At 42.5% G+C, this 15,829-nt stretch carries 10 protein-coding genes; 6 read left to right on the forward strand and 4 right to left on the reverse strand.

Annotated features, from left to right (window positions below; genetic code table 11):
* The first annotated feature begins 305 nt into the window (after nucleotides 1–305).
* Both SVI_RS15360 and SVI_RS15370 read left to right on the forward strand, forming a co-directional pair.
* Nucleotides 306–1,313: a substrate-binding domain-containing protein gene (locus tag SVI_RS15360; RefSeq protein ID WP_041420008.1), complete on the forward strand. Its 1,008-nt coding sequence runs from the start codon at nucleotides 306–308 to the stop codon at nucleotides 1,311–1,313.
* Nucleotides 1,314–2,102: 789 nt separating this feature from the next.
* On the forward strand, nucleotides 2,103–2,942 hold the full coding sequence (locus tag SVI_RS15370; RefSeq protein WP_013052528.1) for a class I SAM-dependent methyltransferase: 840 nt from the start codon (nucleotides 2,103–2,105) through the stop codon (nucleotides 2,940–2,942).
* Nucleotides 2,943–3,400: 458 nt separating this feature from the next.
* On the opposite strand, the gene SVI_RS15375 is transcribed toward SVI_RS15370, so the two are convergent.
* Together SVI_RS15375 and SVI_RS20795 are read right to left on the reverse strand one after the other, a co-directional pair.
* The gene (locus SVI_RS15375) at nucleotides 3,401–6,040 is read right to left on the reverse strand and encodes a fibronectin type III domain-containing protein (protein WP_013052529.1); all 2,640 of its coding nucleotides are present in this window, start codon (nucleotides 6,038–6,040) and stop codon (nucleotides 3,401–3,403) included.
* 592 nt (nucleotides 6,041–6,632) lie between these two features.
* Nucleotides 6,633–7,034 (reverse strand): hypothetical protein, encoded by a 402-nt coding sequence (locus tag SVI_RS20795; RefSeq protein ID WP_013052530.1) that lies wholly within the window; start codon nucleotides 7,032–7,034, stop codon nucleotides 6,633–6,635.
* A 998-nt stretch (nucleotides 7,035–8,032) separates the two neighbouring features.
* Here SVI_RS20795 and SVI_RS15385 point away from each other — a divergent pair.
* From SVI_RS15385 to SVI_RS15395, 3 genes are all read left to right on the forward strand, one after another.
* On the forward strand, nucleotides 8,033–8,494 hold the full coding sequence (locus tag SVI_RS15385; RefSeq protein WP_013052532.1) for a nuclear transport factor 2-like protein: 462 nt from the start codon (nucleotides 8,033–8,035) through the stop codon (nucleotides 8,492–8,494).
* A 205-nt stretch (nucleotides 8,495–8,699) separates the two neighbouring features.
* Nucleotides 8,700–9,335 (forward strand): hypothetical protein, encoded by a 636-nt coding sequence (locus tag SVI_RS15390; protein WP_013052533.1) that lies wholly within the window; start codon nucleotides 8,700–8,702, stop codon nucleotides 9,333–9,335.
* A 140-nt stretch (nucleotides 9,336–9,475) separates the two neighbouring features.
* On the forward strand, nucleotides 9,476–9,841 hold the full coding sequence (locus tag SVI_RS15395) for a DUF3703 domain-containing protein (RefSeq protein ID WP_041420009.1): 366 nt from the start codon (nucleotides 9,476–9,478) through the stop codon (nucleotides 9,839–9,841).
* Nucleotides 9,842–10,499: 658 nt separating this feature from the next.
* Here the strand turns inward: SVI_RS15395 and radA are convergent.
* Nucleotides 10,500–11,873, reverse strand: a complete 1,374-nt coding sequence (radA, locus tag SVI_RS15400; RefSeq protein WP_013052535.1) for a DNA repair protein RadA — start codon at nucleotides 11,871–11,873, stop codon at nucleotides 10,500–10,502.
* A gap of 329 nt (nucleotides 11,874–12,202) precedes the next feature.
* Here radA and SVI_RS15405 point away from each other — a divergent pair, with 329 nt between their 5' ends.
* Complete coding sequence (locus SVI_RS15405) at nucleotides 12,203–14,617, forward strand: PilZ domain-containing protein (RefSeq protein WP_013052536.1); 2,415 nt, start codon at nucleotides 12,203–12,205, stop codon at nucleotides 14,615–14,617.
* Nucleotides 14,618–14,637: 20 nt separating this feature from the next.
* On the opposite strand, the gene SVI_RS15410 is transcribed toward SVI_RS15405, so the two are convergent.
* Nucleotides 14,638–15,582, reverse strand: a complete 945-nt coding sequence (locus tag SVI_RS15410; protein WP_013052537.1) for an alpha/beta fold hydrolase — start codon at nucleotides 15,580–15,582, stop codon at nucleotides 14,638–14,640.
* Nucleotides 15,583–15,829: the final 247 nt, after the last annotated feature.

The following is a 15,829-nucleotide window of genomic DNA, read 5'->3' on the forward strand; positions in this document are numbered from 1 at the left end:
GTCTTTTATTGCTGTCTCTAATCCCAAATCAGCATCTGATTAAGCTAGTTTGTCGCTCTAAAGCACTCATCTTTCCGCCCTTAACCAGGTGTTCTGACACAGTAAGAACACTCAAAATCCGGCACAGCCGCGTAATCATAACCCCTAGTCAGTTCCCCCCAAGTTTATAAGAAAGCTAAGTACTGCGGCTGCTCGAAGCGTGTTTATAGTCGAGTCGAGAATCAATTCATCGAGAACCTAATAGGCTTCAACTATACTTACTGCAGGTTTCCGACTCAAATTCGTACAGTCTAAGGGTGAATGTCGTGCGCTGTTTTTTTTACTTTTTATTCTATTGCTTACTACTAAACCTGCCCTTTACCGCTATGGCTGAAAACCTTAGGTTTGCCTTGGTGCCAAAAGAGATCAATAACCCATTTTTTATTGCCACAGGTAAAGGCTGCAGAGTGGCAGCCGCCAAACTAGCTAATGTCGAATGTATATTTCGTGGTAGCAGTAACATTGATGTCAGAGTTCAGGATCAAATAATTTCAGAGCTGATTGATGAGGGAGTAGATGGCATTGCAGTTTCGATCACTCAATCTGATTTTCTTGCAAGCCATAGCCTTCAGAAAGCGATTAAGCAAGGCATTCCTATCATTACTTTTGATGCTGACTTTGATCATAAAACCCTAAAAAAATATCAACATCTTCGCCTTGCTTATATTGGTTCAGATGATTTTGAACTCGGCAAGGCCCTAGGGGAGCAGCTAAAGCGACACCGGCCTAACGGTGGTTCATTGATTATACAAAGTGGACGTCCGGACTCACCTAACCTAAACCTTAGAGTGATGGGAGTACGCTCGGCACTTTCCGGTAAGCCTTACCTCGCCCCGCCAGGTGAACGATTAAATGGAGAGAATGGCTGGTCAGAATTTAGCGCACCTTTATATAATTTTGGTCAGTTCAGTCGAGCCTTAGAAGATCTAAAAACGGTGCTTAATTTATACCAAGATAACAAAGTCGACTCATTTGTTGCTGTCGGCGGCTGGCCTCAGTTTGTTGATGGCTATCGGCAAACCGTCGAGCCATACAAAGTCAATCTCGAACAAAAGGACATTATTCTTATCATAGGTGATTCAGCTAAGATCCAACTGGAATATTTACGAGAAAACCTTGCACATGGAAACATAGGACAAAACCCTTTCGAGATGGGTAAACAAGCTATTTTCACCCTGTATAAAATAGCGAATAAACAGAAGTATGAAAAAAACATAACCACCCCACTAACCTACTGCACGCCTGATAACTATGCCTCCTGCGTAAAAGATTAGCTTTATCTCTTGTTCTCTTGTTCACTTGTTCTGAGCCGAAAGGTTTAAATCAAGGACAGGAACTCAGAATTTTTTTGGTTTATTCATGTTTAACATGCATGTTTTATTTTGCTAAGTTAACTGAGCTTTCGTGCTCCATTTTTCGGAATTTCCAGAATAAAAGGAGTTACGCACGATTAAAATAGTGATATCTGGGGTGAGTATTTTTGAAAAATAAACTTGTATTAACACTTATCAGTTTTTTGGTTTTTTTATTATGCTAACTCTTTGGATCAATAACGTAGAAACTTGGAATAGTATCTGTGCTTATAAAAGAGAGTTTGGAATTTTTCCATATTATATTGTGGCTGACCTAACTAATCCTGAAAATGCTTGTGGTGAAACAGGGGTTATTTATGCTGGAGTATTGAAAACTTTTATAGCTTCTTTACTTACGCTTTTATTTGTAACCTTTACTTGGATCAAAATAACCAAACGGCAGGACCAAGTGTGATTCATCCGTAACTAGCCGTTAAATTACAATAATATTAAACATTTACCCTGCTCGTCCCTCGCTAGTTTAACTCACTTTATTTAGCTGCTTAATGTGTCATTAAAAACGTAATATTAAAGTCATTAAGTTTCACCAGTTTGAAGTTGATAGTTGTCACCATTAAGCATTTACTCTGCCAATACCAAGACTATGATGCCTAGCGATTTCGTGCCCATCTAATGGCTTATTTAAGCCCCCCAAAAAAATGCCAAAGGTGTATAGTAGCGCCAGTATTTCTAACTAGATAAACCTACGATATGCCCGACTACTACCTTCATACAATTAATGCCCGACAGGCACTGGAGGCCATCGCTAAAGGACTGTCCAGCGTCCGCCTCTCCGTTGACCTGAATATTTCAGAACGGGAGTTTTCCTTAAGTGACCAAGGTCTAGTACTCGACGAAGACAATCTACTTTCCATTGACGAGCTAAAAAAAATCGTCAAGAAGACACAGAGGATCTACCTCTGTAGTGATGGAGATATGTTTCCACTTGAGGACCGCAGCTCAGGCTACTACAAGCTAGTTCCCACGACTGGAGCACCTCTACTAGAAATTAGCGGCGTCAAGATGCACATATCCAAGGGAACCGATCCCTTTACTAGTGCCTCCGAAATGGCTCAACAAGCGGTGCATAAGGGTGACAAGGTATTGGACTGCTGTAGTGGACTTGGCTATGCGGCCATAGCGGCCCACAGACTAGGAGCGAGCGAAGTGCTCACCATAGAACTGAGCCCAGAGGTAATGGGGCTACGCGCACAGAATCCTTGGTCAAAAGATTTGGATAAAGATGGCATAGTGCAACGTCAGGGCAGCAGCTTTGAGCTGATAAAGACAATGCCTTCGATATCCTTCGATGCGGTCGTTCACGATCCACCACGCTTTTCCCTCGCCGGGGAGCTCTATAGTGAAGAGTTCTACCGGGAGATCTACCGGGTACTGCGCCGTGACGGACAACTTTTTCATTACACTGGCAACCCACACGTAGTAAAGAAAGGCAGCAGTTTTGTCGACGGTGTCATCCGCCGCCTCAAGTCGGCCGGCTTCAGAAACGTGGAAAAGGTTGAGCATCTGATGGGAGTCAGAGCGCAGAAATAATAGCATAAAAGGGGCGGTGACAATGATTAATGACGCTTAGTCGTGCTTGAATCCGTCCTATTTTTAAGCTTCAATACACTAAAGTAAAATTGCTAAACTAAAATTACTAACAAGCAATAATTCAGAGTCATAACCAATAAGCCTAGGCTGAAAAAAACCACTGAGGCAGTCTTCTAAACTGTCGTATATACCAAGAATTTATTGATTTCCAGTATCGAAAGCGCTCGTTGTGGACCTTATATACTAAGCTATCTTCTCCTGATCCACATTCTCACCCTGTTGACACAGCAAAAATCTCGCCTAGCTTGAGAAGATGTTCAGATAAAATATATCTTTATTCAACATTTCATGATTAAACATGCCTGAACCCAATTGCCTATCTAGTATTCTGAGTCGATAGTTTGCAATCAGGAGCAGGCATTGACCCTATTTTTTTCCTTTAAAAGGCGATAACAATACTAGTTTACTGTGATGTAGTTGGAGTATTCACTAACGCCGCAGCTATTTGACGCTCTGACTCGAACATATTGAGTGCCCGATAAACCTAAGCTGTAACTTGTGGTCGATGAACTCCCCAGAACTGTCCAGGAACCGGTCCAATACTGTATGTCGTAGCCAGTAGCCTCAGACACTGGATTCCAGCTAATTAACTGGCTAGAGCCGCTAGCACCTGTAGGCATTGCCGGACTTTCGCTACAGTCGCCGCCCGATAGCGTCACCTCAGACCATTGGCTGTAACCACTGTCACCACATGTATTTGATGCCATCACTTTAACATACTGAGTGCTGTTGGCTGACAAGCCAGTAAAGCTGTATTCACTCTGTGTTGTGGTGTCGATTGTCTGCCATGAACTGTTCTCCCATAACTGCAGGGTATAATTGCTAGCCTCATTGACTGGGCTCCAAACTGCAGTGAATGAACTGGAAGAGTTAACCCTATTGATAGCCTGAGCCGGTATCGCTGGGGCCTGATCACAACTTGCTACATGATCGGCTGCGGTGTAGATATAATACAGCTGTGACCACTGCTCGTTCAGTAGATAATGCAAGGTGATATGGACTTCTGAGCCATCTGTGGGCAGACCTGTCACAGTATGGGAGGTTCCGCTAACTTGGCTATCGCTGCGATAGTAATCCTGCGTCCCCCGTGCAGAGCCGGCGTAGAACCAAAAACCACTAGCCTGACCGGCATTCCAGTTAAATATTTGCGATGAGCCAGTCAGCACATCCCCCTCCACAGGACTAGTAAGTCCAAGCTCGCCAGTTTGACTATCATCCGCCGCCCTATAAGTGAAATGCAGCTGAGACCATTCCCCTCCCATAAGATAGTGGAAGGTGACATAAATGCTTGAGCCATCTGTGGGTAGGTCGGTGACAGTATGAGAAGTACCATCAATTTGGCTTGGGCTTCGATAATAATCCTCAGCTCCCTGTGATGAGCCGGCATAGAACCAGAATCCTTCAGCATTGCCTGCATCCCAGGTAAATAGTTGAGATGAGCCACTCAAGGTCGAACCATCGACTAGGTTGGTGATACTCGGCGCATCACCATCGCTACCTATACCAGTAACATTGCCTTCTATAGCGTAATATCCCAGGGAAGAGTATTTTGAAAATCCCCAGTTAGGGGTGCCTTCTGCTCCACCGGTAACTTCTAAAGTGTAATTTCCTGAGGATAAGTCCTGATTGAAAGAAGCTGAGCGATCCACACTCTTATTAGACTGCGCCAGTGTGTATCCGGCACTGTCTTTAATATAAGCCTGAACATCAAGCATGCCGCCACCTATATGTTCAGTTCTATTGATACTGAAATTAACATGACCACCCGCGGCACCTATACTAAATGTGAAGATGTCAGTATCTGTATTTCGCTCTATCTGGCCACTATTATTTGCGGCACTCACGCTGCCATTCGCACCAAGTTCTAGGGCCTTAGTGTTAGAGATATCATCTGATTTGAAAGGGATAAATCCATTGATAATATAAAAGTCATCTTCGCGATTAGAGGCACCTGAATATTCGCCTTTACTCCATTGATAAATAGCCTGGCCCCAGCCAGTCCCCATCCAAATGTTACCCATGATAGGCACCCACTGGAAATCAGATATACCGTTATAATACTCACCGCCTGGATAACCACCGTCATGGGCAAGGTGCAGTAAGTGACCGAGTTCATGGGCTGCAATACGCCCTTGGCCATAAGCATCACTCTCTCTATGCAAGGTACAGAAGGTGGAAGTACCGAACGCGTAATGACAAGTCGAGCGACCCGTTTCGCGATACATGGCAGCGCCACCGCGTCGACTCACTGCCGCACGATTATAAACGTCCCAACTTGTCGTCACATTAACATCCAGCATGGAAAAACTTGCAGATACAATCTGCCAGGTGGTCCAGATAAACTCTTTTGACACATCATAGGGAATGCCATTGCTCATGATCCGACTTGTATCGAGTAAGATCACATAGCTAGATCCGGGTTTACTTTCTAGTTGCCCAAGATGTGTTCCTGGATAAGTTCCCAGATGGGAGCTTGATGCGAATGCGGCAGGAAAAGCGAATTCAGACTCAGGCGATGACGCCAACTGATCATGGTATTGGAAGTCACAATTGGGGTGGACGTCTGTGATATCGATCTTATTGACCAATAAACTGCCATTTTCAGTGGTATATTCGTAGGCAATATCTTGGTCCCTTAAGATCAGCCAGCCATAAACCTTATCGTCATCCCCTTGTAGGATAAATTCTGAATTAGGCAGGCCTACAGCTTGCCCGCCCATAGATAGAGAGCCATCGACTGCCACTGAAAAGTTATCGGCAACAACTTTTATCTCTTCACCTGAGCTAATAACCAGAGTGAACATCTGAGGTTTATCATTGATTTCATTACTTATTGCTGCACTACTAAATATTGTGTTTAGTCTTAACCTTTCTTTGGCTGCAGCATTCACCCCTGACATATCTAAAAACGATGCCGGACTACCCAGTTTTAAAGCGGCTGAAGATACGGTAGCAATATTTTGACTTGCAGATACTGTGACTGCTGTACTCGCCAATAAACATATCGATAGACAGATCTTGTTTAAGCTTTTTTTCATTTTAATCTTTCCTTTATCATTTTATTCTTCCTAAAGAGCAATAACCAGCAAGTCATTAGTAATGAACATCAGAAAAAATTTAAAACTTTATTCAATGATACAAACGCACTCGAAACGACCAATGCATTTAAAGGTCAGAATTTAAATAACTTTCAACACCACATTTTGATTGTTGCCACAATAATTATAACTAGCCTTGCCTTCATCTTTAGCGAACACTTCGCAAATTATTAAATTGTGATTAATCAGTTTTCAATCAATCAGTTTAAAACTAGCAAAAATCAGTATTAAATTAATACAGAGAGTGTATCGAAATGCAGAATGCGGTATTCGAAATACGGTTTAACGTTAAATCAATCTGTGTGAATTTATACAAATGAATATGAAAAGGATAAATAAAAAGAGGAATAGAGATAGAGATAATAATAGAAAAATAAATAGAAATAAGCAGATAGACTTATTTTACACAGCAGGCTCATATCACGGAATCAGATAAATATATCTTAAGGAAGATTTTGAGGCGCCAGCTTAGCTGCCACCACAATTTTAGGCCGATTGGTATTACAATAGCCTAATCTAGCAAGTGATTAGACTAATCGGTACAAAGGGCATGATCTGCCACGCCAGATTTGACTAACTGGAAGCAACCACAGGGATCATTATCTCTACTACAAGAGCCAACGGCTTGCACGCCAGCATCGACAAAGTCTTTGCTAATGCGACACTCACCTGCACACTCTGAGCTATCAGTGCATTTTTTACCTGCATCCATATACAGCTGAACGCAGGCAGGCATTCCCATCATGCACACATTTTTAACCACACCACCATGCTCCAAACATGCTAAAACATCTATTTTTGCTAGTGCAGCTTGCCTCATATTACTCAATGATTCCGTATCACTTTTGTCAATGGCATAAGCACTAGCACTAAGAACAGCCAAACTAGTCATAAATGTGATTAATATTGATAATCTAACTTTAACAAGGCGCATAACTTTTCCTAAAATAGTATAGGTTTTCGAAACCAGACAAGAGCAACAAATAACCCGGAATATGCCAGTCTGTTTTTAGACCTTAGCCGTTAAGCTCAACACTAAACTAAATCTAATCTAGAACCTAGAACCTAGAACCTAGAACCTAGAAAAAAATATTATTGCAGGCTATGACATTCCGTTTACAATTAATAGTTAATATCCTAATAGCCATACAAAAAACTCTTCCCCCCATAAAATCATAACGTATGATTTTAACCATATAAAATCTTTTTCAAATTTTAAATAAACAAGACTGACATCCATAGTTTATGCTGCAGTAGCCTTCCCCACCCTAACGGTTGATTGCCTTCATACAGAGAAACAACACGCCACGTTTCCAAATCTTGTGACAATCCTCAGATAACAGGCTCATTATAAATTAGCTTAGCGGGTACTAGCCAAGTGTCATCAGTCTGTACTTCCTCCCAACTCACAGAATGCCCCACTTAGAATTTCCCACTTAGAATATGCCATAAACTTGTCCGATTAGTTTTATGGGTAAGCAGCTCATGATAATTAATTATAGACTTGATATGTAATCTGGTCCCTTTGTGAAACCGCACCCGGATGGAAGCACCTAGCGAATCAAGCATAATTGACCCACAAGACTCTTTCTACGAGAATTAATCAACAAGAATGGCTCTACAAGAAAGAAGACCTTATTCGCTCCCCCACCTTCAGCTCTGTTCAGCGCTGCGCTCATAGCCACCCGTTCATCATTGTTAACAAGGTTAAAACAATGTAACTTACACGGGTGATATATTCACTGCCTAGACTGGCAGGAAATACGAGGGGAATAAAATGTACACTCACTTAGGAACAATATTAAAAGCAACACGTTAAATATATAGTGAATCAGTTATATATAAAACCAACTTAAAAAACTGACAGGGTAAACGCGCAAGGCGTGTATAAAACCTTAGGCATTCACTACAGTATCAAATAATGGAGTATAAATGAGCTTAATATATAAAATAGGGATAGCAGTTGTCTTGATGCTTCTTTCAAGACCAGGTTTCGCTTCTCAATGTGATTCAGACAGCCAATTAGCACAAGTTCAGTCCTACTTTAATGCTATAGATAAAATATTTCGTAGCGGCTCTACTGTCGAAGACATAGACAACTTTTTATCTTTAACTCACGAAAAAGTGCAATATGTACATACTGAGTATTCTGCCAACTTTAACAAAAAGACTTGGCGTGAAGCCTTCCTTAGACAGTTAAACAAAGGCTCTTATCAAAATAAAGAAGATAACCAAGCTAGGATTTTGAACTCTATTATTGGTAAAAACCACGCTGCCATTGAATATTCATATGGGATGATACAAAAAGATGGTTCTTGGAAATCCGGGACTGCTTACTTTGCTTTATTTGGTTTTACTGATGGTAAAATATCATTAATTAAAGAGTATTGGTAAAAATGCCTCACAAGGTAAATTAGCAGCTAACTGGTGTGCTTTACAGCCTAATTTTTCTATATTCGATGAAGGTCGATAGCAGTGTAATACAGTCTCACAACCTGTTAAAAAACAAGGATAAAATGTAGCCAGGCACTTTTATTGCCTAATCTATTATTGCAGGCGTTAGTTTGTCAAAAAAAATCTCTGATTAAAGGAATATTCAGTGAAAAAAACAATCATTATCTTTTTAACTCTTCTATTAATTTCTTGTGGCGAAACAAGAGTTATGACTCTCGTTGAAATGCCTCAAGATTGGTCAGACAAAACTGGCCAAGCATTCCTCAATAAAGTAGACATGAGGAAAATTCAGTATTCAGTTTTAAAACAATTCCCAGAATCCGTACAAAAACAAATAAATATCAATATTATGCCCCTTATCTTTAAACCTGCCGGGGATAAAGATAGATTTTACAAATATGAAGTCACAGTTAACACTCACCAAGAATGGGATAAAACTAAACAAGTAGAAAAATATATTGCACACTATCTTGAGCAACTTCTGGAACAACCAGACGCTATGAAACCTATGGTTTTCGTCCCATTACCTAAAGGATATAGCGTCCAAGATTCTCAGCAGGTGTTATATAAACTGGATATGAGTCAATTGAAGCTAGGTCTTGCTAAAAATTTCCCAGGCATAGAAAACAGACCACTTCATATGAAGATAGTGCCCATAGAATTTAAGCCTAAAAACCTGAAATACCATGTAATGGTCGTTTCAGAGTCAGACCATGAGTTTGAATATGCGGTAGAACAATATATCGCACAATTCCTTAAAAAAGGATTAAAGGTAAGCTAATAAGTAGCTGGAGTGACATTTATTACATCGGGTTTGGCAGTGGCGGCGTTAAAGCAGCGTTAGTCTAAAGTGCACTAACAAGTCCACCAAATCCGATTCTCAATACTGAGTCTGATGTGACACACCTAGAGGAAGTAACCATGTTCGGTAGATTTACCAAGAACATCAAGCCGTACGTAGAGACAGAATTAAACCTGGCGCGTAAAGCCTATGCCGCTGGACATTATTCTCATGCATTTAAATACTTAGAAAATGCTCATGTCATAGGTCAGGAGTCGACTTACTACCACGTAAAAGTGCATTACATCATGTTATTTTGGGCATTAAGACAGAGGAATCTAGGTGAACTCTTGGGTCAAGCCTTCAGGGTAGTAGGAGCGGCAACAAAAACAGCGTTCGGCTTAGTCCCAAGTGGTAATACAGGTGGCGCAAATGTTAGCCCTTTCAAAGTAATGCCTATTTCCCCAAAGCATGCCAACTATATATCGAATGCCAAACTCAGATAAAGGGTCCAGACAAAAGGCCGGAGCGATTTAGGCCCTTAGAATAAATTAAGCCACTTTTACTCATCAAAAATCTCGAGAGTTAGAGTCAAAGGTCCTGCACGTTTCAGGGTAAGGTGTCATAAAGTGGAGCTCTGCGAACCAGAGGCCGAAAAGCCGAACTGGTCGTTAAACATGGAAGTTGTTGGAATCTCCAGAGCCTATAGGAGCTGTACTTGAATGATATCCTATCTAAAGGCCAGTTCAGCTTCCATGCTTCTCGTTCATAGGCACATGACTATGTCATATTCACCGTGTCGCAGAACACCTCAAACTAAAGAGTGCACATCCCTCGCCTGGCAGGCGTTAGATAACGATAAAGTTATGGTCTCCAGTAAACGAACCAAATACCAAATCTGCCCGCTTATAAACACCAGAATTATAACCTGTTGGCCCAAATCGAAGAGAGAAAATCATCCAATGTAGATGCGGCTGCGAGCTTCCAAAAAAGGGACTTTTTGGCAGAGCCTACAGGGACTGTACCTGCGGCGTCTCGCAGAAGTCTCTGCATATAAGCGAGCCGCAGGCTACAAGTAACAATGAAGCTCAAAGTTATCATCACACAAGCCAATACCTATCCACCCGAATGAACTCACATGAACCTACAAACAAAATAAACGAGTTAATTTATTAACTCTAGAAAGTCATGGATAGTCTTCACCGGATAAATCTTAGCCCCAAGCCCTTCCATCGACTTGTGATAGTTGCGGTACGGAATATAGATCTCGGTAAAGCCATGCTGCACCGCTTCTTTCACTCTAGGTACACCGCTGTCTATAGGACGCACATCGCCATTCAAGCTCAGCTCACCCATGATGCAAGTGGTTCTTGGCACCACAAAATCATTCAAGCTACTGAGTAAGGCGGTGACTAAGGCCAAGTCGATACAGGTTTCAGACTCATCGATTTTAAGACCGCCGACTAAATTGAAATAAGTGTCGTGAAAAATCTTAGTTCGCGTGTGTTTACGCAATATGCCTGTGAGCATCTTAATCCGGTTCATATTGAGACCGACACAGACTCGCTGTGGAAATTCACCTTCAGTTTCCGTGGTTAAGCACTGGATCTCCAGCAACAAGTTACGATTACCCTTACGAATACAGGTGATCGCCGCCCCGGGTGATTCCGTTGTCGACCCGGAGAGGAAGATTTCGCTTGGGTTATCGACACTGAGCATACCTCGCTCCGACATTTTGAAGATACCTACGGTATCCACATCACCGAAGCGGTTCTTATTGGCTCTAAGAGTACGAATTTGACCATCGTTACACTCCAGGTGAGTGAGACAATCGACGATATGGATCAATGTCTGCGGGCCGGCAGTTTCATTATTTTTATTCACGTGGGCCACGAGGAACATGGTGACGTTATTTTGCTTACAGTATTGAGTCAGTGCCTGTGCACTGCTCTTCACTTGAGAGGGAGACCCGGGACTGCCATTGGCGAAATCTGTTACCACAGCTTGAATCGAGTCGATAACGGCAAATTTAATCTGCTTGGCATCTAGCTCGGCAATGATGGCCTCAACACTCGTTTCCGCCATCAGGTATAAATTATCTTCATTAAAGCTTAACTTAAGGCGATTCACACGATTCTTAAACTGTGACAAGGACTCTTCAGCGGTACAGTATAGCGATGGCATCAGTTGTGACATGCGCGATACGAGATCAGATAACAAGGTGGTCTTGCCTGCTCCGGGATCGCCTGAAATTATATTCACAGAGCCTGTGGTTAAACCACCACACAAGACCCGGTCGAGTTCACCAATGCCAGTGAGCATCTTCTCGGCTTCGACTTCTTTAATCTCGCTAAGTTTCTTCGAACCACCGCCAACGGCACCCGCATAACCAGACACAGAAGAACCCGCCGACTTGATTGACCCTAAGCGTACTTCTGTAACTGTATTCCACTCATTACAGGCGCTACACTGTCCTTGCCAACGTGGAAAATCCTGACCACACTCATTACATACAAATGCTGTTTTATTTTTAGCCATAGCTCTTTATTACAATAAGTTGAGAAATAGAGTTAATCTAACAATTAACCCATAGGTTCAAAAAGAATAACGTACAATCAAAGCCAATAATGACTTAAGATGAAAGTGAGTGAACGCATATCCTTTGAAACGTAAACGAGTGTAACTCGATAGCGGATGTCACAGATAGTGAGTGTGCATCACTCATAAAGACCTAAATATGTGAGCTAGCCTTATTAAGTATCAAGTAATATCAGATTTTGCCGACATGATACTATTAACCGCCTTAGTTTTCAGCCCACAAGACTATCAAATACGATTGTATAAGCCCTCTTAAAAGAAGCGAGTAGATGAGTTTAGACGAACATAGCGCCCTAATTGAACAGCTCAAGCCCCTGCTAATGGAACCCAATTTTCATGAGCTATTTGAGAGCCTGACCTTAGAAGAATCGAATTCCACTCGTTTCTTACTCAAGATGGAGCTCAATCGCATCGCGTCACCCTGTACTCGCATCATAGATCTAAGAGATAAATCTGAATTAGCCTGCGAAGAGCTTGTCCATGGTAAGCAGCAACATTTCTTAGATGCTCCAGCCAAAGAGAGCTTCATCGAATCCGTGGCACTCTACCGTGATCAATATACCTTAGGTGTTTATGAGAATGTCATCGACGCCCACAAACTCAGAAAGCTAAAACTAAGAGACGGTACAAATGCTCAAGATGAGCTTCCATTTGCTCCCTATCTAGCACAAGGAGTTGTCTTAGGCAGTTATTTCAATCGTAGTGAAGAGCGGATGAACTACAGCATACGTATTTCTGTGCTCCAGCCTAACCGGCCTGAGATACAGGGGATAACGGTAGACTTGTCTGTGGGTGGCGCGAGAATTCGACTGCCCCTGAAACATCATTTTGACCTAGATAAACCCATCAGAGTAAAGCTACTCGAACTGGGTGAAGAATATTATTATGAAGACCTGCAGCAAGGGGTTGATTACGAAATCGTCGATACACAAATCAACCATGAATATTGCTGGATGCGGCTCAAACGTATTGGGGGTTCCGATGCCTTATCGGAGATGCTATCTAACCTGATCAGAGGCTATAAATTCAAGTACAAGGTCGATATTAACGATGTGCTAGTGGCGGCGACGGGATTAGGCTTCGAACGCCACTATCTGCCTCACCTGCCCCATCTACCTTTATATCTTGAATCCATCGAGGGTAAATATCAAATTACCCATAAATTACTCAGTCGGGATAACCAGCAACTACAGTATTACTTTCAAGATGAAAATGATGTTAGCCAGCTATCCCAGATGCTGTCCGATACTCGCTTGAAGTCCACGCTGAATGAGCCAGAAAATAAAGATCACCAGCTATTTTTCTGTTTTACCTTCCATGCTCAAGGGCACATCTACTTCTATTCGGCGACATTGACCGAACTTAAACAGAAGGATTTGCAAGCTCTGTTCTTTAGTTTCGGTGCCAGTAAGCCTTCCTGGAGAATTTTTAAGCTGGCTCACCATAAGATAGATCATGCCAAATCTTATAAAGCCTCCATGCTCCCCGGTGACGACACCAATTACAGCGCCCTTACCGAAACCCAGCTGAAACGTTTTACCCATGTGCTACAGCTTATTGATCTCACGACCGATGAGTCACAGCAAGATTACCTGTCTTGGGGCAAGAGATGTCAAAGTAAAGCCAATGAATTGAAAGTCTTCGGACAACAGAAAGTCAAAATCAACCCGATAAAGCTGCTCTCCCTTCAGTTCAGTGAACGCCGAAATGAGGCGCGCTACTCCTTCAAGACTCAGGTGAAATTAAGCCAAGGAAAGCTATCAATCACAGGCTCAACCCATGATATATCGAGTAAGGGAGTACAGTTAGCCTTAGATGAAGCGGCTCAATTTGATAAAACAGCACCGATTCAAGTTGGTTTTCCCAAGCTACAGCAGATGTCGAGTAAGGTTCAGCTTAGTCATCTCCCCTATCGACTGATCAAGACCCGGAAAAAAGGCGACATAGTTCACCTGGCAGCGGTAATGGGACATACCCTACATGTCGGGGCCGAATTTCTTAATAAGCTCATCATTCAGAATAGAGACAAGTTAGAAAAGCTCACCGAAGCCAACAGTGATAAGAAAGAACTGGCTGATGGCTTAAAGAACTTATTGATGCGTCACCTAGACTCTGTGCCCTATTTTATAGAAAAAACCCAAAAATCGGCAAAACTCTCCACCATTGGAGTCGGCACCCATAAGAATGTCATCACAGATATATTTGCCGCCTCGGCCAGCCAAGCATTGGAATATAATCTAGAGTCCTTGCTAAAAGACGGTCGTTTGAAGACAAGCTTTATCGACCCTATCCGCGTACTTAAGCCCCAGCATGGACTTGAGTATTTCGAGATGTTCCTTCAGGTTTCCAGGCAATCACAGGGACAAGTCAGAGTAAAGTGTGTGCCGCCCAATGAAATAGGCGATATCAATGCCAGGCAACACTTCATTCGCCAAAGCAATAACTTAGGCCGCTTTATGGCCCTTAGGGTATACCGAGGTGCTACGGGAAAACCAGATCTTGGCTATATTCGACGTGAGATGGAATATATCGGCATCCACGCTCACCATAAGTCCAGAAAGCTCGAAGAGCTCTTGTGGCGGATCATAGGTGTCGGCGAGCTACTGGATATTACCGAAGAGGTCATACTGAGATATCCCCTGCTTCACGATGCAGAGTCAAGTATCACGGCTGATGCAAGCTAGTCACTTAAGAAGATAAGTTCCTAGGTGCTAGCCCCTAGGAACTGACTCACTTCAATCTGTTCATACCAGAGCTTCACCTCCTCGAAGTGATCACCTGTAGCATCTGTGTGAGTCAACATATCCCCATGGCCGTAATCATGGCGGTAACCTTCAGCCTTGGACAATAAGGTGTAGCGAACATCATAGAACTGACATTCCTTAATCATTCTTAGGACATCCTGAGGATGTCCCAATACCTCGTCTCCTAGGCCGGCAATAAACCAGGCTTTTGGCCACTTGCCTTGCTTAGCTGTGTTGATGGCGGCTTTGCCATAATCGAATCCATCATCGTGATCTATCCATTCACCTCGCACCCAATCGATACTCTGAGCCAGAGATGAGCGACTCTCATTATCCATGCCTATGCGCCAACGAGCGGCGGCTAGATAGCCATGAGACCAAGCAATGAGCGGCGCAAGCTTATTCCAGCCGATATCGACCATCAGCCATTTTTTCCAGGATTTTATCTTGATACTACGCTTAGTGCCGAAGGTGACTAGGGAAGCGACGCTCTCTTGAAACAGTGGGTATCTGGATATAGCACTGGCCATCAGCACCCCGCCCCATGAATGACCACACCAGTGAACTTGAGAGTTATGCGGATGCAGGGAGAGGATATAATGATGTATTAAGGGTAACTGATCTCGAATCACCTGACCTTGGCCGGGTGTAGATCCCCGCCGCAATTTTGGTGTACTGAGTCCACGGCCATATGTATCGAGCACGTAGACAACGAAGCCAGACTTAGCCAGAAAACACCCTAATCCCTTACCTGAATCACTGTAAAAAACCCGACCGTTAGACATGGCACCATGAAGCATAAATATTGGCGGTTTACTCATATCCGCATCCACAGGCTTTATCTGCCTAAGGTGCAGTTCCCCATCCAAATAAGGGATAAATATCGAGTTTTGTTCAATAGTCACGGCGCATATCTTAATTTTTACTGGAATGAACTTAGTTAATAAACTACTGAATCAACTGATAAAAAACAAGAGCGGCAAGTCAGAAACACACGAGTCAAACAAGCGATTAAGGAAAACCTAAGTGCTCAGAGCTTATAAGAGATAGTTTAAAACAAAAAATTAAATACCAGGCTAATGCACTACTAATCTAAAGAACTAATCTAAAGAACTAATATAAATAATATAAATAATATAAATAACTAATTTA

Origin of the sequence: Shewanella violacea DSS12 (genome assembly GCF_000091325.1) — a bacterium.
Classification (GTDB): domain Bacteria; phylum Pseudomonadota; class Gammaproteobacteria; order Enterobacterales; family Shewanellaceae; genus Shewanella; species Shewanella violacea.

Excerpts from the sequence above, each read along its gene's own strand:
- SVI_RS15370 (WP_013052528.1), top strand. The coding sequence starts at position 2,103 with ATGCCCGACTACTACCTTCATACAATTAATGCCCGACAGGCACTGGAG.
- SVI_RS15375 (WP_013052529.1), bottom strand. The coding sequence starts at position 6,040 with ATGAAAAAAAGCTTAAACAAGATCTGTCTATCGATATGTTTATTGGCG.
- SVI_RS20795 (WP_013052530.1), bottom strand. The coding sequence starts at position 7,034 with ATGCGCCTTGTTAAAGTTAGATTATCAATATTAATCACATTTATGACT.
- SVI_RS15385 (WP_013052532.1), top strand. The coding sequence starts at position 8,033 with ATGAGCTTAATATATAAAATAGGGATAGCAGTTGTCTTGATGCTTCTT.
- SVI_RS15395 (WP_041420009.1), top strand. The coding sequence starts at position 9,476 with ATGTTCGGTAGATTTACCAAGAACATCAAGCCGTACGTAGAGACAGAA.
- radA (WP_013052535.1), bottom strand. The coding sequence starts at position 11,873 with ATGGCTAAAAATAAAACAGCATTTGTATGTAATGAGTGTGGTCAGGAT.
- SVI_RS15405 (WP_013052536.1), top strand. The coding sequence starts at position 12,203 with ATGAGTTTAGACGAACATAGCGCCCTAATTGAACAGCTCAAGCCCCTG.